This window comes from Lachnospiraceae bacterium oral taxon 096 (assembly GCA_018141845.1).
Taxonomy (GTDB): Bacteria; Bacillota; Clostridia; order Lachnospirales; family Lachnospiraceae; genus F0428.
Map to the genome: position 1 here is coordinate 385070 of CP073340.1, position 24389 is coordinate 409458.

Below are 24389 nucleotides of genomic sequence, written 5' to 3' on the forward strand. Positions count from 1 at the left end.
TGTGACTTTTTATTCTTCATTGCTATTTTTATTTTTTTATAATCTTTTCTACAACTTCAAGGAGATCCCTGCCCTCGATTTCACAATCTCTACTAAACTTGCCATCTTCTCCCGCCAGTCCTGTTTGAACAAGTGCTGTGTGAAGCCCTCCTCGTCGACCTGTTTCCAAGTCAATGGTGCTATCGCCAATCATCCAAGAATTTTCCAAGTCAAGATTCCACTTCTTAGCAGCCTCGAAAATCATTCCCGGCTTTGGCTTTCTGCAATCACAATCAACTTTATAGAGGAGATTTTCCCCTTCAAAGCCTCGATCTGGATGATGTGGGCAAAAGAACACATCATCTAAATACACCCCCTCTTTTCCAAGCAAGGTACTCATTTTCTTGTGAATATTTTCTATGTCTTCCATCGTGCACTGTCCACGAGCCACCACAGGTTGATTGGACACCACAATGGCCATCATTCCCGATTGATTAATTCTTCGAATCGCCGAAATTACATTTTTCTCAAGCACAAAGTCATCGATATGATCCAAGAAACCACAATATTGATTGATTGTTCCATCTCGATCCAAAAAAATCGCACGCTGTGGATTTTCAAGATTCTTTTTTTGAATCAACCCACTAGAAAGTTCTTTCATTGTCGCCTCAATGCGATCAACTGTGCCGACATCTTTGACATACTCTGGAGAAATATAGGCATAAATTGGCTCACCCTGCTCGGCCATCACCGCCAAAATCTCCTTTTCGAGATCAATTTTTTGGGGCTTTACAATATGCCTACAAAAGCTCTTGTTCATCACATATAAGCCCGCATTGACACAATTATTATACCAATAATTGCGCACATTATTTTTTGAGTCAAATTTTATCACTCGACCATCCTGGTCACTGACAATCAAATCAGAATCATAGGGATGAGCATTGGGATGAGCAAAGAGTGTCACCTGTGCATGATGATTTCTGTGAAAATCAACCATCCTTGGAATATCAATATCAAAGAAAATATCGCCAAAGATAAGAAGAAAATTTTCACTTATCAATCGCTCACCGACATAGCCCAAAGCACCTGCTGTTCCCAATGGCTTATCCTCAACAATATAGTCAATGGCTACACCAAATGCACGACCATCGCCAAAATATTCCTCAATCTTATGACCGAGATGACCAATCACCATGGTAATGCGAAAAATGCCATATCGCTTTAGCTGTTCAATTTGCCATTCCAGCAGGGGTTTTCCCTCAATGGGAACCATGGGCTTTGGAATCTCGCCCTTTGTTATGGCCGAAAGTCTTGTTCCCTTTCCTCCAGCCATAATGACGGCATGTTGTATATCTTTTTCCATCAATTGTTCTGATCCTATCCTCTCTTGAGACGTGCATCGACCTCTTCGCGAGATGGAATGCCTGAGATTCCTCCACGCTTTTCTACACAAAGACTTGCCACCGCATTTCCAAATCTTGCAGCTTCAACTAATTGCTCTGTGCTAACAGTATTTAAATTGACATCCATCTCAATCAACTTGGCAACAAAGCTTCCCCAGAACGAATCTCCTGCACCTGTTGTGTCGACAACATTGGACTTAAATCCTGGCACAATGGTCATTCCATCCTTGCTAGCAACCAAAACACCTTCGGCACCAAGTGTCACACCGACAACACGAACGCCCTGAGAAAGTAAATACTTGGCTGCCTGCTCTGGCTCCTTATATGGGGTCAAAAGGTCTGTCTCCTCGTCAGAAATCTTCATCATATCTGCAAATGGGACGAGGCTCTTCATTAATTCCTTTGCTGTCTCCTCAGATTCCCAAAGTGGATCTCTGTAATTTGGGTCATAGGAAATGGTCACTCCATGCTCCTTTGCAAAGCGCACAGCCTCATAGGTTGCACTTCTTGCTGGCTCATCAGTCAAGGAGAGAGAACCCACATGAAATACCTTGCTGTTCTTTAATAAGTCCTTGTCAATGTCTCCCACATTAAACATGGTATCTGCACCTGGTTTTCTTGCAAATGAAAATCTTCTCTCTCCATTCTCGGCCAAGGTCACAAAGGCCATTGTGGTAAAATACCCCTCATCAATGACCAATGCTCTGGTATCAATACCTGCCCCCTCTAGTACAGATTCCAAATAGATGCCATGCATATCTGCACCCACTTTTCCCATAAAGGCCACATTCAATCCAACCATCTTTGCTGCCGCAAGCATATTTGCTGGCGCACCACCTGGATTTTGTTCAAAGAGCTTCATTCCTGTGTCAGATTTTCCTGCTGGTGCAAAGTCAATTAGTAATTCCCCCATTGCTGTAATATCAAATTTTTTTTCCATCATTCTTCGCCTCATCCTTTACTTATGATTATGATTTCACAATACATTTATTTTATCACAAGCCCACTAATTTTTCATCTAAAAAATAGAGACTGACAAAAAATCAGCCTCTACTTTGCAATTCTAATCCTTTTTGCTATCTCTTTGCGTATCCAAACTCCATATTGTTTGATTTTGTCACATACACACCTGCACCGACAAAGCGAAATACCGTAGAATCATCATTTTCTACCTTAAATGTATTATTTCCTGTGCTAATGAGCTTCAAGCTTGTGCCTGCAGTTGGATAGTTCACTGAAAGTGCTCCGTCCTCGCCTGCGGAAACTACCATGGTCTTCTTTCCACTCTCTAGGCGAAGTGGAGTCTTGCTCTCATCCAGTTGCTTTGATGACTTAAAGATATAGGTTCCCTCAAAGTTCATCTTATATGCGTGGGATGGCTTCTTTGAACCTGTATTTGATGCTGCAGCTGTTGTAGATGCACTGCTTGATGCTGCTGCACTGGTTGTATTTTTGCTGCTTCCAGGTCCTGCTTGCGAATTTCCACTTGGTGTTGAGGCCACATTCTTCTTTGGAACGCTTGCATTCCAAGCTCCATTTGCATCCACTGTATAGCCATCTGGAGTCACTGTACTCTTTAGCATTGCACCTGAAGCACCCATATAGTACTTGTCCTGTATCCACTGATTGCTTGCCATCGCACCGCTGCCAAGGAAGTAGTACCAAGAGCCATTGACCTCTTTCCAGCTATTGGCTACCATGTATCCATCTTGATCAAGATAGTACCAAACGCCCTTATCCTCAATCCATTGACTAGTCGCATAGGACTTGTTTGTATTTTCCCAGCGCCAACCTCTATGGTCATGTTGCCAAGCTCCACTGGCTGCAAATGTTGGCAGAGCGGTTGCCATCATCAAAAGACCTGAAACTACTGCAATTCCAATCTTCTTCATCATTTCTCATCAATCCCTTTCGTTTTTTTCTAAATAGATTATAATATCTATTATAACACTATCAATGTATAATGTAATTACAGATTTTTTACAGTTTTATAACTAATAAATATCGACTTGTGAGGTGAATTTATGCTAAATAAAAAAAGACTATTACAAACCTTTTGCGAACTTGTTTCCATTGACAGTCCTTCCTTTGGGGAGCGTACAGTTTGCGACTACATCACTAAGGTGCTAAAAGAGCTTGGTATCACACCAATAGAAGATCAAGCTGGCAAAAAAATCGGAGGAAATACAGGAAATCTCTATGCCAAAATTCCAGGCAATATTGCACTTTCCCCTATTCTTTTGTCCACACATATGGATACTGTCGAGCCTTCGTGTAATAAAAAAGCCATTGTCGAAGAAAGTGGGCTCATTCACAGCGACGGCTCAACCGTTCTTGGTGCCGATGATTTTGCAGGCGTAGCTTCTGTCATTGAAGCCATTCGCTCTGTCAAAGAAGGCGCTCTCTCCCATCGCCCAATTGAACTCATTTTTTCTGTGGCCGAAGAACCATTTTGTAGAGGTATTCGTGAATTTGACTCTTCTTTGATTACATCAAAGGAATGTTATGTCTTTGATTTGACAGGAAAGGTTGGCTCTGCAGCTAATCAAGCTCCAACTATTATTTCTTTTACTGCAAAATTTTTGGGCAGAGCCGCTCATGCAGGATTTGCCCCTGAAGAAGGAATTCACTCCATCAAGGCTGCGGCCGAGGCCATTTCCTCTATTCGCTGTGGAAAAGTGGACGATGTCACCGTAAATATCGGCACCATTTCAGGTGGAACAACCATCAATACCGTCCCTGCACAATGTACTTTTTCTGGAGAAATTCGCTCATACAGTGATGAGCACGCCCACGAACAGCGAAATCTCATTCAATCCGCCTGCCAAACAGCAGCAAATCACTTTGGTGCTAGCTGTGACTTCTCAAGCACAGACAACATTATTGCTTATAAAACCAGTGAGCAAAGTCCTGTTGTCACCCGCTTTCAAAAGATTTGCCAAAAAAATGCCCTGCCCTATTCTATGACAAGTACATTTGGTGGAAGCGACAATAATTTCTTTGCCCTCCACGGCATCGAAGGACTTGTTCTCGCCACAGCAATGAATCATTGTCACAGCACAAAGGAATATACCGACATCAACGAACTATTTCTTGCAGCAACAGTTGCACAAGATATTATTTTATCAAAGGAGTAAACAACATACCTATGAAAAGCCCTCTACACTATCAAATTTCAGAATACGACTGCGGTCCAACCTCAATGCTCAATGCGATTAAATTTTTATTTGAGCGAGAACAAATCTCTCCAGAACTAATTCGAAATATTATGCTCTACTCCCTTGACAGCTACTCCACCGAGGGTGCAGGAAAAAGTGGAACTTCTCGAATCGCCATGATGTTTTTGAGCAATTGGATCAATGGCTTTGGTGCCGTCGGACAACTCCCCATTCGCTCTGAATACCTCACACAGGAATCCGTGTTTATTGGCTCAACTAGTCGAATCAACGATGCCCTTTCTCGAGGAGGTGTGGTAATTCCAAGGCTTTACTATGATGTGGAACACTATGTACTTTTAACTGGCAGCAGTGAAAAAGGCATCCATGTCTTTGATCCCTATTTTCACACAGATGCCTTTCCCGAAAGGGATATTTTGCTCGACCAAAACCATCCCTTTGCCTACAATACCATTGTCCCACAAAAGTATTTTAATCGCACCAATAAAGAAATTTACTCCCTCGGTGAAATGGCAAGAAGAGAGGCCATTATTATCTACAACACCGATACCTTTGTCACACCCGATCGCACCATCGAGTATTTTATTTAATCTTGGTTCATCTTGGGAATCATCATTCGCATAGGAATTCCTCTTTTGTCCTTCATCGGTCTTTCTGGAATCACTTCGACTTCTCCCAATGCGGCCATATTGGCAGTAACCGCTAAGCAGGCCGCATCAATAATATTTGCCGTGTGACATTGTAATTTTTCTGCGGCCGTTTTCACTAATTCAATGCTGAATCCATCAATATATGGCTTTAAAATTTCCACTCGCTCCACCAGCCCCTCAAGCTTTGTTTTGCTTGTCATCACCGTCTCACCAAGTAGCCTAGCATAGCAAACTTCTGGACTGCTTTCTTTTAATAGCGACTTAAACTCTGGATAAGATTGAATAAATTCATCAATCTCTCGCATTTTAGGGATAATGGCTGTAATCTGTCTTCCCAACCCCTTTCCAAGACAGGCAATATTTTCCTCAATCATCTCCTCTTCTGTATCCATATACACGGCCTGACGACAGGGCACAGCAAAAATAGCCGTTGCCCTTCCTTGAATCAACCTTCTCGCAAAACTATCTGGTCGAATATCTCTACTGCTTTCTGGAAGTCCCACAGCCATATCAATAAATAATTCTTCAAAATTGTGATACCTTGTCACCACCTCTTGAATGGTGTTATATTTTTCTACAATAAAGTTTTTATCTTCTATATAGCCTACAACCCATCCATCCTTACAGCTGTCAACCCCCAAGCATATGCCCCTTTGTCTCTGTGAACCCATGCCATATCGTCTCACTTGCTCCACCATATGCCCAATATTTCCTTCTCCTGCAAATCGCTTGCAGTCAAAAAAATCTTGATCCTCATTAAACCAAATCAAGGGATTTTTTTCTTCCACTAACCGAATGCCATCCTCCCTTAAGACGCCTGCATAGACTTCCACATAGCATTGCTGATTGTGATATAAAAAATTCATCATATGATAGAGCTCAATATCGTCTCTGCCCAGTCCCGTCTCCTCAAAGAGTTCTCGATAAGCCGCCTGAAATCCATCTTCCCCGTCGTCAATTTTGCCACCAACAAAATTATAGAGACCTTGATAGGGATCTTTTTTTCGCTTACAAAACAGAAGTTTCGTTCGATCCTTATTGTAGACCATGATTAGATTATATCCCTGAAACTTTTCTGTGCTGTTTAACATTCATACCTCACTTCTGCATTTTCTACAGAACAATCCTGTGTTTTCCTACATTTCTTTTATAATATACTACTCAAGCTTATCTATCAATGATATAATACAATCTCGATTATGTATACTATTTTTTAATCCCTACTGATTTAGTATAGTTTTGTACTTGTAAATTTTACACAATCAATATATAATCTAATATTATCAGAGGAAATTTTTTTTATTTCAGGAGGAAATGATGAGTAACGAATTATTAAACATTCAAAATTTATCGGTTCGTGTCACAGAAAAACCGATATTACATAACTTAAATTTGAGCGTGGGTGCAGGTGAGACTCATGTCTTAATGGGACCAAATGGTGCAGGTAAATCAACCCTTGGAAATGCCATTATGGGAAACCCACACTATGAAATTACTGATGGAAAGATCTTTTTTGATGGCAAGGACATCACCCATGACTCCACCGACAAGCGTGCAAAGGCAGGGATCTTTTTGTCCTTCCAAAATCCAATTGAAGTTCCAGGAATCTCTCTCGGAAACTTTACAAGAGGAGCACTTGAAGCTGTAACCGGTCAAAGAATGCGACTTTTAGCCTATAAGAAGGAATCGGAAAGAATTTTAAAGCTCCTCTCTATGGATCCTTCCTATGCAAGCCGTGACCTCAATGTTGGTTTTTCTGGTGGTGAGAAAAAAAAGGCAGAAATCTTCCAGCTTTTAATGTTAAAGCCAAAGTTGGCTATTCTCGATGAGACGGACTCTGGTCTTGATGTCGATGCCGTTCGCATTGTATCTGAGGGCGTTCGCATCTATCAAGAAGAAGTGAAGGGAACTTTAATTATTATCACCCACAGCACAAGAATTCTCGAATCACTCAATGTCGACCGCACCCATGTCCTTGCAGGCGGCAATATTATTGCTTCTGGAGATGCCTCCATGATTGCCGACATCAATGAAAATGGCTTTGAGAAATACCTTGAAAACAACTAGGGGGTGATGACATGAAAGAAAAAACATTTGTCGATGATGTCAACCGCAGTATATATGACTTTCGATACGAAGAGAAAGACAGTTATCGTGTCAGTGGCGGTTTGACACCCGAAATTATTGAACAAATTTCAAAGGAAAAACATGACCCCGATTGGATGAGAGAGTTTCGTCTAAAGTCATTAAAGTTGTACAATGAGATTGCCATTCCTGACTGGGGTCCAGATATCACCGACTTAAATATGGACGAAATTGTCACCTATGTCCGTGCCAACACAGATATGAAGGGCAAGTGGGAGGAAGTGCCAGAAGACATCAAGGATACCTTTGAAAAGCTCGGCATCCCACAGGCTGAAAAGACTTCTCTTGCAGGTGTCGGTGCCCAATACGATTCTGAGGTTGTCTATCACAGTCTGCAAGAAGAAGTGGCGGCCATGGGTGTTGTCTACACCGATATGGAGACGGCACTCACTGGTCCTTATGCGGATATGGTCAAGGAACATTTTATGAAGCTTGTTCCACCGACAGATCACAAATTTGCTGCTCTTCACGGTGCGGTTTGGTCTGGAGGTTCCTTTGTCTATGTGCCAAAGGGCGTAAAAGTCGAAGTTCCCCTTCAGTCCTATTTCCGCCTCAATGCCGCAGGTGCTGGCCAATTTGAACACACCCTCATTATTGTCGACGAGGGTGCAGACCTTCACTTTATCGAAGGCTGTTCTGCTCCAAAATACAATGTTGCCAACCTTCATGCCGGCTGTGTGGAGCTCTATGTGAGAAAGGGTGCAAGACTTCGCTACTCCACCATCGAGAATTGGTCAAAGAATATGTATAACTTAAATACAAAGCGTGCTCGTGTAGAAGAAGGGGCAAAGATGGAATGGGTCTCTGGATCCTTTGGTTCCCATGTCTCCTATCTCTATCCAATGACCATTTTAAATGGTGAGCGTTCTTCTATGGAATTTACCGGTGTTACCTTTGCAGGTAAGGGACAAAACCTAGATACAGGTGCAAAGGTTGTACACAATGCACCAAAAACTAGCTCATTTATCAATACTCGCTCCATTTCAAAAGGTGGTGGTATCTCCACATTCCGAAGCTCTGTTGTTGTTGCAAAGGATGCCAGCGAAAGTAAGGCAGCTGTTTCTTGCCAATCTCTGATGGTCGACAACATCTCTCGCTCCGATACCATTCCTGCAATGGACATTCGAAATGCCAATTCTGACATCGGTCACGAGGCCAAGATTGGTAAGATTTCTGATGACTCTGTATTCTACTTGATGAGTCGAGGTATGTCAGAGGAAGAAGCTAGAGCAATGATTGTCAGTGGTTTTGCTGACAATGTATCGAAGGAACTTCCACTAGAATATGCCGTAGAGATGAATAATCTCATTCGTCTAGAAATGATTGGAAGTATTGGTTAAAGGGAGGAAATGATGATGGAAAATAAAGAAATAATAATTAATCGCCTGCCTTCGATTACTTGGCATAGATTAAAAATAAATGAGGGGCGAGTAAATTGCCCCGATGAGGTTGAAAGCACCAAAGTCGATATTGTGTGCCCTGAGGAATTTTCTTATAATCATTCCTCTTCTCTTTCTGATATCGCCACTGGTGCAGGTGCAGAATTTAAAGATTGGATGGAAAGTCGCAATATCACCACTCACGCCTTCGTCCTTTCTAAGGAAACAAAGGCCAATGATCCCCTTCGCCTCTCCTTTGTTGCTGAACCTACACAAAGTGCTGTAGCGATTGAATTGCTTGCAGAAGAAAATACACAGGCAACTTTGATTATGGACTACACAGCAACGGAGAATGCACAATTTCTTGCGGTTCAAACCAAAATTCGTGCAAAAAAGGGGGCCAAAATTAAACTTGTACAAATGCAAAGAATTGATCAAAAGATTACCTTTATCAATGATTTTGGTGCTGATCTTTCTGAACACGCAGATTTACACTTAATTCAGCTTATCTTAAATGGCGAAAAATCCTTTGATGGATGTAAGGTCATTCTTGCTGGCGAAGGTGCTAATTTTGATGCCAGCCTTGGTTACACCTTAAAGAATAGCCAAAAATTAGATATCAACTATGTCGTTGAGCACAAGGGCATTGCCTCTAGCTGTGACATTCAAGTCAATGGTGTATTGCGTGATCAGAGCGAAAAAGTCTTTCGTGGAACCATCGACTTACAGCGCGGTGCGTCCAAATCTGTCGGCACAGAAAAAGAAGATGTTTTGATGATTGACGATGGCGTTGTCAATAAGAGCCTTCCTGTGATTTTGTGTGATGAAGAAGATGTCGAGGGAAATCACGGTGCAACCATGGGCCGCCTCAATGAAGACTTATTATTCTACATTAAATCAAGAGGAATTCCTCAAGAAGAAGTCTATGAATTGATGTCCCGTGCAAGAATCGAAGAAATTGCACAAAAAATTGAAGATGTACAGGCAAGAAATACTGTTTTAGAATATATTGGAGGCGATACCGATGAGGACTGATCTGACCAGTAAGGAAAGGGAACTTCGCGATGCATTTCCTCTCCTTAAAAATTCAACCCTAGCCTATTTAGATAATGGTGCAACATCACAAAAGCCACAGGCGGTCATTGACGCTGTGGCCAAATACTACGAACACGACAATGCCAATCCTATGCGTGGTCTCTATGATTTGAGCATTCGTTCCACAGAAATTTATGAAGAGGCAAGAGCAAAGGTTGCCAAGTTTATTCACGCACCAAAGGCAGAGGAAATTGTATTTACCCGCAATGCTTCGGAGAGTTTAAATCTCATTGCCTACAGCTACGGCATGCATTTTTTAAAGGAGGGTGATGAAATTTTAGTGGGCATCACAGAGCACCACTCCAATTTCCTTCCTTGGCAACAAGTGGGAAAGGTAACCAAAGCGAAGGTCAATTTTTTAGAGTGTGCAAATGACGGAGAAATCAGCATTGATGCCTTTCGTGCTGCACTCACACCAAATACAAAGCTTGTTGCCATCACTCAAGTTTCCAATGTTTTGGGCAGAGAAAATCCGGTCAAGGAATTTGCAAAGATTGCCCATGAGCAGGGAGCTGTCATTGTGGTTGATGGCTCACAAAGTGTTCCACATATGCCAGTCAATGTCTCTGACATTGACGCTGACTTTTTTGTCTTCTCTGGACATAAGATGTTTGCTCCAATGGGCATTGGTGTACTCTATGGAAAGATGGAACTTCTTGACAAGATGCCACCATTTCTCTATGGCGGAGAAATGATCGAGACAGTTTCTAAGGAAAAGGCAACATTTGCCGAGGTACCTCATAAATTTGAAGCAGGAACCGTCAATGCCGGAGGTGCAAGGGGACTTTCTGCCGCCATTGACTTTATGGAAAGTGTCGGATTTGAAACCATTATGCAGCGTGAAGATATGCTCACCAAAATAGTGATGGAAAAATTACAAAAATATCCTTATGTTCATATCCTCGGTTCAAAAGACCCTAGTGAGCATCACGGCATCATTAGCTTTACTGTAGACGGCGTTCATCCACATGATATCTCTGAGATTTTAAGTTCTGATGATATCGCCATTCGTGCAGGTCACCACTGTGCACAGCCACTCCTCACTCACCTTGGCATTATGTCCAGTGCACGTGCAAGTTTTGCCTACTATAACACCGAGGCAGAAGCTCGTAGATTTGTTGAATCAGTAATCACATTGAGAAAGAGGATGGGCTATGGCGAATAATTTTTATAACGAAATTTTGACGGACCACAATATCCGTCCCTTACATAAAAAAGCCATCGAGGGAGCAAACTTCTCCCTCGAAGGCGTAAATCCTTCCTGTGGGGATGACATTGTCTTAAGCCTTCGTGTGGAAAATAATGTCGTTGTCGATGGTGGATTTACTGGAAGTGGCTGTGCCATTTCCCAGGCTTCTGCGGACATTATGCTTGACCTGATCATTGGTCAAACCAAAGAAGAGGCTCTTCGCCTCTTTGATATGTTTATGCGTATGATCAAGGGCACCGCCACAGAAGAAGAAATCGAAGAACTCGATGAAGCAGGTGCTCTCAAAGATATCTCCCACATGCCTGCTCGTGTTAAATGTGCTGTCCTTGGCTGGAGAACAATGGCGGAGATTTTTGATGAAAAAGCCGAGGAATAATCAAACTTTTCTCTTATATTTTCCACTGACTTGTGATAGAATAGCCCTGTTCCAATAGGTTCAATTTTATGCAAGGAGGTGTATTTATGTCAGAAAAACAATCTGCTATCTTGGGTTGGATAGGAACATTGCTATCTGTGATTATGTATGTGTCCTATGTTCCACAGATCATTAACAACTTACATGGGATGAAGGGAACACCAATTCAGCCTCTAGCTGCTGCTGTCAACTGTACTATTTGGGTAATTTATTCTCTCACAAAGAAGAATCGTGACTACCCTGTGGCGGCTGCAAACACTCCTGGCATTATTTTTGGTCTTATCGCAGCAATCACAGCGGTAATCTAAAAATTGATGAATAGAGACTTTCGAATTTTACATTGATAATGTTCGAAAGTCTCTATTTCTTTAACTTTTTCTACCTTAAAATTAAACAAAAATTTATATATTATCCCCTCTCTCTTATGCTATAATAACTAGTGAACAATTGTTTGTTTTATAATAAAGGGGGTTTATTTATGAAAAAAAATGTAGCTATTGGTGTTGGTATTGCCGCAGCAGTGGTTGTGATTGGTGGCGGAACAGCATTTGCACTCAATGGTATGGGTGGTGGAGGATCTGCAAACTCAAAGTTCTTGCAATATAATCAGCAAGTACTCAAGGAAAAGACAGACTTCCTTAACCAATTTATAGGATCTGCGGCCACGGCAAAAACTGTAGATAAAACGGTCACCATCACCGCAGATGTCACTGGCAACTCTAGTGCTGCCACTTCTTTCAATTCTGCACTAAAAGATTCTTCCATCACAATGAAAATGAAGGGCGATGAAAAAAATGCCGTGATGGGCATGAATTTACATCTTATGGGTTCAGACCTACTGGATATGACAACAACCGTCGATGCATCTCAAAATTTGATTGGTTTCTACATCCCAGCAGCTGACGAAAAGTATTACACCTTTGATCTCAACAAGCTGTACAAGAACCTTTACAATGAAGATACCAACTTCTCTCTCCAAGGCAATCGTACTCTCTCTGAGAAAGAACTCGAAGATCTGATGAAGCCATATATGGATATCTTCGCCAATGCCGTCAAGGGCTCAAAGATTGTTGTTGAAAAGAACAAGGAAGTGAGCCAGGACTATTTGGCTGACAAATTTACTGGTGATACTTACAGCTTTAAGCCAACCCAGCAAGAAATCGAAAAGACATTAAATACACTTGCTGACACATTGGAAAAGGATACAAAGCTCGTTGACTTCTTAAAAAAGTACAATTATGATGCAAGCTCATTGCAGCAACTCAACCAACAGCTTGGTGTCACAGACGATGACGGAAAAGATCCAGCAAAGACATTGCAAGCTCTGGCAAAGAAAATCCGTGATAATGCAGCTTCTACCTCAAAGACAATGGCCGACAATGGTTTCCATTGGACTGTAGCTGTAGAGAAAAATCAAGTAAAGCAGATTCGCATCGGTACAGAGAAGGTTTCTGATTTTGTCTATGAAATTAAGCAGGCGGACAACACTACAACTTCAGCTTACTATGTGAGCACAGACAAGGATCAAGGTATCTCTAATTCTGTGAAAAAAGATGGCAATAAGGTAACAGGTGACTTGACAGCAAATGTAGAACACCAGTCGATCAAGTTTAGCTATGATGTCGATACTTCGAAAAAGGATGCCCTTCTTGCCTATGGATCCTACAGCATTCAGGAAGAGAATGCTGCAAAGACAAGTGCAAACTTGACTATTGGTCCTGGTGCCAATGGCGGAACAGAGTATGCACTCAACCTCAACGATATCTCTAGCACAACGGGCAGCAGTGGTATCGATGGCATCAACCTACATTTTAATGTCACAGATGGTGCTGATGTTTCTGCTCCTAGCATTGCTCCAACCGATATCAGCGATTACTCACAAGAAGACCTGCAAAAGCTCTTTAGTGGTATGGCCGAAAAGTTATATCCAAGCTTTTTCAAGGCTTTTTCACAGCTTTCTTCTCTGTAATTTTGTAATTACATTTTAGAGAAAAGTCAAAAAGACCAGCCGCTTTCCTGTGGCTGGTCTTTTCTCTTATATGAACTACATCTAAGGATTATACATAAAGAATCTCAATATCCTGCACGCCCTCCAATTCACCACCCGTCTGACCACTAGCATCATGGAGTACATATTCAATATGCACACGAAGGCCATTCTCATCCTCATCAACCTCATAGCATTTTGTGTGCAACAAAAAATTTGTGCTCACCAAAAAAGTGCTATAGGAGACAATGGAATCTGCCAACACATCAAAGAGCATATCTGAGGTCACACCACCTACACGGTGCAAAAACAATTTGTCGACATCGATGTGCATGCCATTTTTTGTCACACGATTTCCTGTGTAGTCGTTGTAGGCAATCATATGTATGCCCTCACTTTTGGCGTATTCGCCCTCTCCTTTCCATTCATTTTCTTCTCCATTGACTACACTCTTAATTTTTATCTTTACATCTTTTTCCTTCTCTAACTTGGCCATATCAATAACTTAGCGGTATCACCGCTCCCCTTCCCAAAAAATGAAATACACAATATCCTATATAATACACCGTCTCCTTTGCCAAAAATGGCAATTGTGTGCGCAGGGAAACATAGCGAGTCGTCTTTGTTGGAGATGAGTAGACCTCCATTCCCAGATCTTTTGCCATAGCCACTGCTCGCTTCATATGGAGCGGATCACTCACCAAAAGTGCCGTCTGCATTCCCTCTTCCTGCATCACTTGATGGGCATAATACAGGTTTTCTTCTGTAATCTTTGATCTTTCCTCAAGCAAAATGTCTTCCTCAGCGACACCGTGAGCAATCGCATAATTTTTTGCCGATTGTGAATCTGACATATGACTCCCCTCACCAAATCCCCCTGTAAACATTAATTTCTTGGCATATCCTTCCTGATATAAGCGAATACCATGATTGATGCGCTCAGCAAATACAGGTGATGGCTTTCCATGCGAAGTCAGCCCTGCCCCCAAAACAATAATGACATCTACCTCTCTTGCATAGTCATGCATACCAAAGGTTACAATATTGCCAGCAACAATACTGATAATGGCAAAAATCGCCACAACAACTGCTACTACTACCTTTATGATTAGTCCCAGTAATTTTTTCATGGATTACTTCTAGGATACCTTACTCCTATTCCTTTCTCTTTGTCTAAACTCCACTGGTGTACTCCCATATTCCTCTAAAAACATCTTATTAAAATAACTTTGATTGGCAAAACCACAGGATTGCGATATCGCCGATACCGTATCCGTCGTATTGCGCAAAAGATTTCTGCTCACCTCCAATCGATATAAATTCAAAAAATGAATTGGTGTCTTTTGAATAAATTGCTTAAATAAAGAACAGCATTTACTCCGACAGACATTTCCAGAAAGTGCAATTTCTTCAAGTGTAATCTTCTCCGCATAGTGCTCATGAATAAAACTAATCATCGCTCTCTGTGCGTGAAGGTCTGGATCTAGCCTAGTCTTAGCCACCATGCGAATCCTATCATCTGCATTAAATAACCGAGCAAATATAATATGTAAATATCCAATAATCTCTAACTCTTGAGAAACCTTATCCTCCTCATGAATATCTACCATTCGCTCAATTAAGGAATTGATTTGCTTTGTGTGTGTATCTCCCGCCATCAAATAAAAGTACTTGATTTGATCACTTGAGAGAACAGGATCAATGACCTCATCGACAATCTTCTTATTTCTTGTCAATAACTCTGGATGAAACAAGATTCGATTGTAGGTACAGTCGTCCTTTGTATCATTAAAACAATAATGCATTTGCAAAGCTGTAATAATCAGACAATCCCCCTCATGTAAGAATACTCTCTCATTGTCAATCATACAACACATATTTCCATGAATAATTTGTAAAAGTTCAATATCCTCATGCCAATGTGGCATTGTCTGGGAATTTAATCGATACGACAACTTCTCATGACGAATATAGAGTGGAATATCCTTTGTATTATAGTGAATACTCTTGGAATCTCCCTGTAATGTGCTAGTGTTTATCATTATCTTCCCCCTATAAATACGATTTTTTTATATTTTAAAACTTTATTGCTATATTTATCTTAGATTATATACTATTATATTAATTGTTTCAAGGAAAATTCAATATGTAAAGCTTATAAAGAAAAAGTAGGAGGAAATTTTTATGGCAAAGTATAAATGTAAAGTTTGCGGTTACATCCATGAGGGTGACTCAGCTCCAGAAGTTTGCCCTCTTTGCAAGAAGACCAATTGTTTTGAAGAAGTAAAGGAAGATGGTGCTCCAAAAAATAAGTACGCAGGTACAAAGACAGAGAAGAACCTTCAGGCTGCATTTGCTGGCGAGTCACAGGCAACCAATAAGTATACTTACTTTGCATCTGTTGCAAAGAAGAATGGTTACGAGCAGATTGCTGAGATCTTTTTACACACTGCCGCAAACGAGAGAGAGCACGCAAAGTTGTGGTTCAAGGCACTCAATGGCGTGAGCAACAACACGGCAGATAACTTAAAAGCTGCTGCTGAAGGCGAGAACTTCGAGTGGACCGATATGTATGTTCAGATGGAAAAGGACGCAAGAGAAGAGGGATTTGATGAGCTCGCAGATCAATTCGCAGGCGTTGCAGCTATCGAGAAGATGCACGAGGAAAGATACAGAAAGCTCTTACAAAACATTCAGGATCTTGAAGTATTTAAGAAGGCCGGCGTTACTATCTGGGAGTGCCGCAATTGTGGTCACATCGTAGTTGGTACAGAGGCTCCAGAGGTTTGCCCTGTTTGCCATCATCCACAGGCATTCTTTGAGGTAAGAGCTGAGAATTACTAATCTCAAGACAAACAAAGACTTTACAAGTCACACATGATTTAAACCAATAAATTGCTCAAAATAGGCGGAGGAAATATCCTCCGCCTAAAACTTTTCTAGTCCTTCTATCCCAAATATTTAACTAATTATAGCGAATAATATTCACCTTGCCCTTTTCATACTCAGCAAGGAAGACATCTCCCACATCATTACATCCTTGCTCCCTTAATTTCTCAAGGAGCCACTTCTCATCCTTATCTAATGATTCCAATGTCGGAATGCGAATAACGCCATCGGTAATTAATGGATACTTTGGATTTTCTTCGCCATACAAAACAATAATCAATTGACCATTCTGCTCAAGATCAGCTCTCTTGACTTTACTAATGGTATAAACTCCTTGACTTCTCAACTTAAAGGAAATATCATGTCCACTATATCCCGCTTTTCGGCAAGCCTCGACATCAAGTTTTCCATTTTTAATCAAAGTCACGGCCTCTCCGTCGAGATACTTCTTCACGGTATTATTATTTGTCTTTAGCCACTTTAAACCGATAACCAACAAAAACCATATCAATAAAATAATAAAAAATTGCAATATCGTAATCGCTGGATTATAGATAACACCGCCAATTATTCCACCGAGCACATAATTTTGTATTTGATCAGCCGCAGAAGTCGGTGCAAGATTGCCCTTTCCCGAAATATTGATTACCAAAATTAAAGAAAGCATTCCCAATGCCAACTTAATTAAAATCTGAATATACGATAAATTCACCATTACTTTGCCTCCACTAATTCTACATCTGGTTGATATAAGTCAAGCTTTTCAAAGAGATACTTATCTCCCGATCCTTTAATCACTCGATAAAAATGATCGTCAACCTTAATAATTGCCCCATCAACGGAAGTTTCTGTATTGATATAAATATGGCTTTTGTCTGTTCCCAACTGCTCAGCTGCATTTTCTACAAAATGAATTGCCGCCTGCTTCTGGTCAAGCACAACCACCGAGGAGCGATAGTCCCCGAAGGTTGTTCCCACAATCAATAAAATAACAATAATTCCAAGGATGATTAACTCCCGATACTTTGTCTCATAGCGATCCTTGTTATGACGCACAATAGCCACAATTACGCCAATCAAAACAATCGCCGCAACTACAGCCTTTAGCCAACTAAAGGCGTGTACCTGACCAACCAAATACTCATACGAATAAAACTTCATTTTCTTTCACCTTTTTACCATTTCCCCTTGCCTATCTTAACCATTTAAGATCTGCATAAACTCATCTCCTGTAATGGTTTCCTTTTCATACAAAAATCTTGCAATTTCTTCTAGCTTCTCTCGATTTTCTAAAAGAATAGATGCTGCCTTTTCATGCTGTTTTTTTACAAGTTCAACGACCTGCTCATCAATCTTCGCTGCCGTTGACTCTGCGGCTGCGAGAGAGGTATCCCCACCAAGGTATTTATTGCTCACTGTCTCCAAGGCCACCATATCAAAGTCTTTGCTCATACCATAGCGAGTAATCATCGCCCTTGCCAGCTTTGTTGCCTGCTCAATGTCATTGGACGCTCCGGTGGAGGAATCACCAAAGACCACTTCCTCCGCAGCCCTTCCGCCTGTCAGTGTCGCAATGCGATTTTCAAGCTCCTTCTTTGTCATCAAATAGTGATTGCCCTCTTCCACCTGCAAAGTATAACCCAGTGCACCTGAAGTTCTTGGAATAATTGTAATCTTTTGTACTGGTGCCGTATTACTTTGTTTTGCGGCCACAAGGGCGTGCCCCACTTCATGGTAGCTCACTCTCCACTTCTCGCTGTCGGTCAAAATGGAATTCTTCTTTTGATATCCTGCAATGACAACTTCAATACTCTCCTCTAGATCGGTCTGTGTAGCAAACTTTCGACCATCGCGAACGGCTCGAAGTGCCGCCTCATTGACGATGTTGGCAAGCTCTGCTCCCGAAGCACCGGAGGCCATTCTTGCAATCACCTTAAAGTCCACATCTGAACCCACCTTGACCTTCTTTGCATGTACCTTTAAAATCTCTTCCCTTCCCTGCAAATCTGGCAACTCCACGGGAACTCTTCGATCAAATCTTCCCGGGCGAGTCAATGCTGGATCAAGAGATTCAGGGCGGTTTGTTGCTGCCAAAATCATAACTCCAGAATTTCCTTCAAAGCCATCCATCTCCGTCAACAATTGGTTGAGTGTCTGCTCCCTCTCATCATTGCCACCAATCTGACCATCTCTTTTCTTTCCAATGGCGTCAATTTCATCAATGAATACAATACAAGGAGCCTTTTCCTTTGCCTGACGAAATAAATCTCTAACTTTCGATGCACCCATTCCAACAAACATCTCCACAAACTCTGAACCTGACATCGAAAAGAAGGGCACATTCGCCTCACCCGCTACTGCCTTTGCCAGCATCGTTTTACCTGTTCCCGGTGGTCCCACAAGCAAAATTCCCTTTGGCATTGATGCACCAATCTCTTTATATTTTGTCGGATTGTGCAGGTAATCCACAATCTCGGTGAGATTTTCCTTTGCCTCATCCTCACCAGCGACATCACTAAACTTAATGCCCTCCGATGACTTTACATAAATTTTTGCATTGGATTTTCCCATTCCGCCAAAACCGCCCAGTCCGCCAAAACCACCAAAACCGCCAAAGCTCATGGAATCCTCGTTGGACTTATTGTTGATTCTTTTGTTCAATCTGCTCCACAACCAGTAAAAGATCATCATAGGGACTAACCATGTCCAAAAGAAATTTAGAAGCGGTGATTCCTTTCGAATAATCTCACTGGAAAATTGGACTCCTGCCGCGTGAAGCCTTTCTGTAAGCTTATCATCCGCCACAATTCCTGTCTTATACAATTGTTTCCCATCTTTGTCTTGAAATACAATCTGATTGCTTTGAATATCCACTTTGCCAATCTGGTGATTGTCCGTCATGGTCATAAATGTTCCATAGTCGACCAGTTTCACCTGTCTCTCCTTTAAAAAAGGAATGGCAAGGAAATTAAAGACCATCACAATCACTAAGGCAATGATATAGTAGTACGCAAACATCTTGCGTGGATCTCTTGGCTTTTTCTCCACATCTTATCCTCCATTATTTATCGATACATTAGCACTCTATCACAATGAGTGCTAGTTGTCAATGGAGTTTAGATTTATTTTATATCTCTTTCACAATTTTATCTCTGCCAGTGCGTTATCACATTATCTATTTGTTACGACGATTACTGATGATATTTTCATTCCTACAACAAGTTTGCCAAAGATCGCATCACTAAATCAATATCTTGATTTTCCAACTCGTGAATAATATGTAAATAAGTCTTTTGCGTTGTATTCATGCTGGCATGTCCCAATCGCCTCGCCACACTTCCAATGGAGACACCTGCAAACAACAAAATAGAGGCATGGGTATGTCTCAGCCCATGAATGGAAATCTCTGGTATACCAAGCTTTTTGCAGTATCTTTCCAAGATGGTATTGACGGTAGCATTATAGATCGGAATATAGCTACCGTCCTTTTTTGCCGGAATAAAAAATGGTTTATCCCTTGGCCTATCCTTCAAGAGTCCAGAAAATTGCATCACGGTCTGCCAATCAATTTGGATTTTTCGCATAGAAGACTTATTTTTCGTCGGCATAAATCCTCTATTAGACTTATAGTCCCAAGTCTTTGAAATCTCCACTGTCTGATGGGCAAAGTCAAAATCACTTGGTGTCAGTGCCAGTGCCTCTGAAAAACGCATTCCTGTTTTGGCCACCAACAAAATAAAATAATCCCAGTTCACCTTGTCGCCAAGCTTTAAACTCTCCAACAATTTGTGCAACTCAAATTGATTTAAGAATTTTTTCTTCTTCTTTCTCGGCTCTTTCCCCTTGATAATCACCTTTCTTGTCGGATCTCTCTCAATGAGGCCATCATCCAATGCGTCCAAAATTGCTCCCTTCACCTGATGGTGAAAGTCCATTGTCGTCTGACGCTCGTGAAACTTTGCATAGTCATTGATCAGTTGCTGATAGACGATCCTTGTCATCTCACAAACCTTTACATCTGGAATAAGGCGAGCAATCCACTGCTGTGTCATTCGATACTTTTCCATTGTAATCTCACGAATTGCTCCCTCTTTATAAATCTTTATCCACTGTGCATAGTAGTTCAAAAATAAATCGGTCTTCTTATCCATACTCCTCCATCCCACACACTGACAGAGCAATTTCTTTATTTTTCTTCCTCCTCGCCAAATGGAATGGGATGATCGTACATAATAAATTCCTTTAATACTTTTTTTGCATAACGAATTGCCTGCAAGTTCGTACCTTCCCTATGGTGTACTCGCTGATAATATTTTCTTGCCAGTTTATCATCAATACTGTTTTCCAATGCAACTGCTCGTCCCCCTTCTTTATAATATTTTGGCTTATTCATTACCAAATCTCTAAGTTTTTCTTCATCCACACCCAACTTCTCTACCGGATCTCGAATTTCTCTATTTTTCCTACTTTCGCCGTAGCTCGCAATATAATCTCGAAAAGTCTTTCCTTCTTCAACTTCTAACCTTCCTGTCTCAATATCGCGAATAATTTCTCTAGCTAAGTTTTGATCATCCTCCGACAAGGTAGATAAATTCTTCTCTAGCTCCTTGAGAAGCTCTTCCTCCCTTTCCTTGATTGGATTTTTTCCATTTCGATAATCCGTCCAGATTTTAAATTTCCTATCCAGATACTCAGCCGTAATTTTTTCGTTCTGAATGGCTGATAAATTCACACCAATATCATAAGCAAAGGCTCCCGCACGATTTCTTTCTTTTCCCCGCTTTGCCATCTCATTGCAACGCATCAACAGTGTCAGATACTCTTTCTCTGTCACCTTAACCTCAATGCCATCTTTTCCAATCTCATCAGAAACAACGACTTTATTCCAATCAAAACCTTGCAATCTTGCCGAAGTATAACTTTCTTGAAACTTTCTTGTCAATTGAGCAATCCTTGCCTGTGTGCTCTCATCCTCTGGAAGTCTTGACATATCCAAAATTCCATTTGCCACAAAGATGTCCTGAATTTGCTCAAAAATCTGATTCATATTCTCTACATTGGACGGTAGTTTATTGGCAAAAATGCCATCTTCCCTCTTCCTAGCAAACAATGCAAACGCATCATCCATATTTTTCTTCATTGTATGCGGACTTCGATAGTAGCGAATAATACCAAAGGGCTTTTCATTTCGATTATAAATTCGATTTGTTCTCGAAAATGCCTGAATAAGATTTTGATAATCTAATAGCTTATCCAAATAGAGCGTATTGACAAACTTGGAATCAAATCCTGTGAGTAACTGATCGACAACAATCAATAAATCTAATTGCTTTTCTTTTTCTACTTGAGAATAATTTTCCTTGTGGGCCAGTCGTCTGGTCACATCCTTTTTAAACTCTGGCCATCTTGCAATATCAAAGTCTGGGCCAAATTGGTGTTGATAACCTTCCAAAATCTCAACAAGACCTCTTTCCTTATCCATGGACTGCTCGCCCTTTGTATCATCAAGATTCTTATCAAAAAGACTCGTCACTTTAAGCTCTGGCCATTGTCTTCGAAATCGCCTATAGTAGTCAATGGCTGCAGGAATACTGCTGGTTGCAAAAATAGCATGAAATTTTCCACCAAAGCTCAATCTATCCCAATGATCTTTGATGTCCTTGATTACCCCATCTCTATAGTTATCGCTGTCATACTGCCCTTTGGGAAGCTTAGCTTCAATATCCACCTCTGACATATTTTGATACTTTTGATAGACTTCTAGTTTTTTTGGATTAGTGCGAATCTCATTCATGTCTTTAGCCTTGCACTCATCCTTTGTCAATTCCTCTTTTAAGTCCTCATCTGCATAAATTTTTACCATTGTCGGATCAAATCCCAACACATTTTCATCTCGAATGCCATCTGCAATCGTATAGGTATGAAGATTATCTCCAAAAATATCTGCTGTCGAAAGGGAACTCTTTGCATTCTCATCAAATATTGGTGTTCCCGTAAACCCAAAGAGTAATGCCCTAGGAAATGCTTTGCGAATATTGGCAAACATATCTCCATTTGTCGTCCGATGACATTCATCAAAAATAAAAACCAATCTCTTTTTTCGAATTTCCTCTAATTCCTTTTCTCTTCGTAAGCTCACTGCTTCCTCGCTCACTCTATCCATTTTTTGAATTGAGCTCACAATCAACAAGTCCTTTGGATGATTTCCCTTCATCTTCGACAATAAAACTCCTGAGTTTCCTGTCTCTTGCACAATATCTTCATCTGCAAATGCCGTGTACTCTCGAAATGACTGTGTGCCCAACTCAATGCGGTCCATCAAAAAAATAACTTTATCTGCCAATTTATCTCTCGCAATTAACTCTGCTGCCTTAAATGAAGTCATGGTCTTTCCTGAACCAGTGGTATGCCATACATATCCCCCCTGTCCATCCTTGCTATCCCAATCATGCTCTCTTGTCTTTTCATAAATTTTGTGCACTGCATAATATTGATAGCTTCGCATAACCTTTAACACACAATCATTGTCATCTGCAATCGTATACCAACCAATCAACTCATGAGCCATAGGAATACTCAATAAATGTTTTACCACTTCTTGCCAATCCCTAATTTGATTATTTTCTATATCCGCCCAATGAAAACAAAAATCTGGATTGACTGCCTTTCCTGAACTAGGATTTGCAAAATAAATCGCGTCTTCTGGAGTCATGGCCACAAAGATTTGCACCAGTGAAAAAATACCTTCAAATATATTTTCCTCACAATACTTTGAAATCTGTCCCCTTGCCTCTTCAACATTCCCACCCGATCGCTTTAATTCAATGTGAATTACTGGCATTCCATTGATTAACAGCATCAAATCCCCACGCCGATCCTGTAATTTTGAATGTTTTCGACTAAACTTTGGCTGTTGAACAACTTGATATCTACTCTCCCCAGCTCTTACCTTTTTGGGATCATAAATATTCAAACTAATTTCTTTTCCAAAATTCTCTCTATCTTCTTCATTTGTCCTCTTAATGGTTACACTCTTGCCCTTAATGATTCCATTAATAGCATATGGTGTGGCTATCTTAATCTGATCAATAATTTGTTGCATCTCATCTTTATTAAGCTTCACACCATTGAGCCTTGACCTCTCACTATTATTCTTATACAGAATGTCCGCCCAATTTTGAATTAAATCTTCCTCTGTTGGATACTTAATGACATTCTTCTCACGACTTCCCGTCTCATTGCCATTGCTCCAACCATATTTTAGCAATAAGTCAATCACGGCCTCCTCAAAATCTGCTTCTTTTTCAAACTTCACACCCATGCCCTCCTGACAGCAATAATTTCTAACCATTTTATAATTATAATCTACTCCATAGAATAAAGAAAAGCAACAAAGGCATATAATTTCAATTATCTGTATTATTGTATTCAACATTACAATGCTAAAATGCTTACGCTGATGAAGGGATATGAGGTGGTCGAGATTGGTAAAATAGTTGCCTATCGACACCTGTTCTTGTTTTTTAGGTAAAAGCATATTAATTTCCATAAGTGTTTCTGCATTCAACTTGGCACGACCCCCGCCAACCAGTAATGCTTCAATATCTGCTTGACTGATAGCAAATGCGAGAAACTTGTTGTCTGCAATTTCATTCTTGCTTTGCAGCACATGGGCGTGGTTGTTCACCCAAATACGCCCTTTTACACACTTTACGGGATAGTTTTTGAGGTCATTCGCCCCGTCCTCAGCAACAAGAACAAACTCGCCTTCGTGAGTATAACCGTCAACATAATCTTGTATTCCGTTTGCTCCATAATAAGGAGTCGAGCCAGAAATACGAAGATTTGCAGCCACAGGAATGCGAAGATTATCATATCTATCTGCGACTTCTCGAACCTTATGTTGTTCCCAAGCGTTATTAAATACTCCCCTATATTATCTGCAATGCTACCTATAATATTTTTGATAAAATATTCAAAGATTAACTTACTTTTATGCTCTTATTAGCTGTAGTGAACTACCCATCACCTAAAGGTAATGGGCTTCTAAGAGCCTAA

General features: G+C 40.8%; 22 protein-coding genes and 1 pseudogene. 10 read left to right on the forward strand and 13 right to left on the reverse strand.

Annotated features, from left to right (window positions below; genetic code table 11):
* Positions 1–28 precede the first annotated feature (28 nt).
* The 3 genes from J5A74_01910 to J5A74_01920 all read right to left on the reverse strand — a co-directional run bounded on the left by J5A74_01910 (position 29) and on the right by J5A74_01920 (position 3280).
* A complete protein-coding gene (locus tag J5A74_01910; protein ID QUI96131.1) occupies positions 29–1315 on the reverse strand; it encodes an HAD-IIIA family hydrolase in 1287 nt (428 codons plus the stop codon).
* Between the two features lie 44 nt (positions 1316–1359).
* Entirely contained in the window at positions 1360–2325 is a 966-nt protein-coding gene (locus J5A74_01915; protein ID QUI96788.1) for a carbohydrate kinase, read from the reverse strand.
* Positions 2326–2461: 136 nt separating this feature from the next.
* A complete protein-coding gene (locus J5A74_01920; protein QUI96132.1) occupies positions 2462–3280 on the reverse strand; it encodes a hypothetical protein in 819 nt (272 codons plus the stop codon).
* 129 nt (positions 3281–3409) lie between these two features.
* Here J5A74_01920 and J5A74_01925 point away from each other — a divergent pair, with 129 nt between their 5' ends.
* Positions 3410–4522, forward strand: coding sequence for a M20/M25/M40 family metallo-hydrolase (locus J5A74_01925; protein ID QUI96133.1), 1113 nt, complete (start codon positions 3410–3412; stop codon positions 4520–4522).
* Between the two features lie 11 nt (positions 4523–4533).
* On the forward strand, positions 4534–5151 hold the full coding sequence (locus J5A74_01930; protein QUI96134.1) for a peptidase C39: 618 nt from the start codon (positions 4534–4536) through the stop codon (positions 5149–5151).
* On the opposite strand, the gene J5A74_01935 is transcribed toward J5A74_01930, so the two are convergent.
* Positions 5148–6302 carry a DUF429 domain-containing protein gene (locus J5A74_01935; protein ID QUI96135.1) on the reverse strand — a complete coding sequence of 385 codons (1155 nt, stop codon included), beginning with the start codon at positions 6300–6302 and terminating at the stop codon, positions 5148–5150. The two genes, J5A74_01930 and J5A74_01935, sit on opposite strands and share 4 nt — an antisense overlap.
* 223 nt (positions 6303–6525) lie before the next feature.
* Here J5A74_01935 and sufC point away from each other — a divergent pair, with 223 nt between their 5' ends.
* From sufC to J5A74_01970, 7 genes are all read left to right on the forward strand, one after another.
* On the forward strand, positions 6526–7278 hold the full coding sequence (gene sufC / locus J5A74_01940; GenBank protein ID QUI96136.1) for a Fe-S cluster assembly ATPase SufC: 753 nt from the start codon (positions 6526–6528) through the stop codon (positions 7276–7278).
* Positions 7279–7289: 11 nt separating this feature from the next.
* The gene (gene sufB / locus J5A74_01945) at positions 7290–8696 is read left to right on the forward strand and encodes a Fe-S cluster assembly protein SufB (protein ID QUI96137.1); all 1407 of its coding nucleotides are present in this window, start codon (positions 7290–7292) and stop codon (positions 8694–8696) included.
* Positions 8697–8708: 12 nt separating this feature from the next.
* Positions 8709–9770 carry a SufD family Fe-S cluster assembly protein gene (locus J5A74_01950; protein ID QUI96138.1) on the forward strand — a complete coding sequence of 354 codons (1062 nt, stop codon included), beginning with the start codon at positions 8709–8711 and terminating at the stop codon, positions 9768–9770.
* Entirely contained in the window at positions 9760–10995 is a 1236-nt protein-coding gene (locus J5A74_01955; GenBank protein QUI96139.1) for a SufS family cysteine desulfurase, read from the forward strand. The genes J5A74_01950 and J5A74_01955 overlap by 11 nt, the downstream gene beginning before the upstream one ends.
* A complete protein-coding gene (locus tag J5A74_01960; protein QUI96140.1) occupies positions 10985–11416 on the forward strand; it encodes an SUF system NifU family Fe-S cluster assembly protein in 432 nt (143 codons plus the stop codon). The genes J5A74_01955 and J5A74_01960 overlap by 11 nt, the downstream gene beginning before the upstream one ends.
* A gap of 86 nt (positions 11417–11502) precedes the next feature.
* The gene (locus J5A74_01965) at positions 11503–11763 is read left to right on the forward strand and encodes a hypothetical protein (GenBank protein ID QUI96141.1); all 261 of its coding nucleotides are present in this window, start codon (positions 11503–11505) and stop codon (positions 11761–11763) included.
* 170 nt (positions 11764–11933) lie between these two features.
* A complete protein-coding gene (locus J5A74_01970; GenBank protein QUI96142.1) occupies positions 11934–13424 on the forward strand; it encodes a hypothetical protein in 1491 nt (496 codons plus the stop codon).
* 88 nt (positions 13425–13512) lie between these two features.
* Here J5A74_01970 and J5A74_01975 read toward each other — a convergent pair whose 3' ends face one another.
* Genes J5A74_01975 through J5A74_01985 form a run of 3 tightly spaced genes read right to left on the reverse strand, consistent with a single transcriptional unit; the run spans position 13513 to position 15484 of the window.
* Positions 13513–13938 carry a DUF1934 domain-containing protein gene (locus J5A74_01975; protein ID QUI96143.1) on the reverse strand — a complete coding sequence of 142 codons (426 nt, stop codon included), beginning with the start codon at positions 13936–13938 and terminating at the stop codon, positions 13513–13515.
* Position 13939: 1 nt separating this feature from the next.
* Complete coding sequence (locus J5A74_01980; protein QUI96144.1) at positions 13940–14572, reverse strand: YdcF family protein; 633 nt, start codon at positions 14570–14572, stop codon at positions 13940–13942.
* 9 nt (positions 14573–14581) lie between these two features.
* Complete coding sequence (locus J5A74_01985; protein QUI96145.1) at positions 14582–15484, reverse strand: helix-turn-helix transcriptional regulator; 903 nt, start codon at positions 15482–15484, stop codon at positions 14582–14584.
* Positions 15485–15626: 142 nt separating this feature from the next.
* Here J5A74_01985 and J5A74_01990 point away from each other — a divergent pair, with 142 nt between their 5' ends.
* Complete coding sequence (locus J5A74_01990; protein ID QUI96146.1) at positions 15627–16286, forward strand: rubrerythrin family protein; 660 nt, start codon at positions 15627–15629, stop codon at positions 16284–16286.
* 121 nt (positions 16287–16407) lie between these two features.
* On the opposite strand, the gene J5A74_01995 is transcribed toward J5A74_01990, so the two are convergent.
* From J5A74_01995 to J5A74_02020, 6 genes and pseudogenes are all read right to left on the reverse strand, one after another.
* Positions 16408–17043, reverse strand: coding sequence for a DUF421 domain-containing protein (locus tag J5A74_01995; GenBank protein ID QUI96789.1), 636 nt, complete (start codon positions 17041–17043; stop codon positions 16408–16410).
* Positions 17044–17045: 2 nt separating this feature from the next.
* Positions 17046–17492, reverse strand: a complete 447-nt coding sequence (locus tag J5A74_02000) for a DUF3290 family protein (GenBank protein ID QUI96147.1) — start codon at positions 17490–17492, stop codon at positions 17046–17048.
* 36 nt (positions 17493–17528) lie between these two features.
* Positions 17529–19349, reverse strand: coding sequence for an ATP-dependent zinc metalloprotease FtsH (ftsH, locus tag J5A74_02005; GenBank protein QUI96790.1), 1821 nt, complete (start codon positions 19347–19349; stop codon positions 17529–17531).
* Positions 19350–19543: 194 nt separating this feature from the next.
* Positions 19544–20482, reverse strand: coding sequence for a site-specific integrase (locus tag J5A74_02010; GenBank protein ID QUI96148.1), 939 nt, complete (start codon positions 20480–20482; stop codon positions 19544–19546).
* Positions 20483–20517: 35 nt separating this feature from the next.
* Entirely contained in the window at positions 20518–23652 is a 3135-nt protein-coding gene (locus J5A74_02015; GenBank protein ID QUI96791.1) for an HsdR family type I site-specific deoxyribonuclease, read from the reverse strand.
* 129 nt (positions 23653–23781) lie between these two features.
* Positions 23782–24246: pseudogene (locus tag J5A74_02020) on the reverse strand (restriction endonuclease subunit S).
* Positions 24247–24389: the final 143 nt, after the last annotated feature.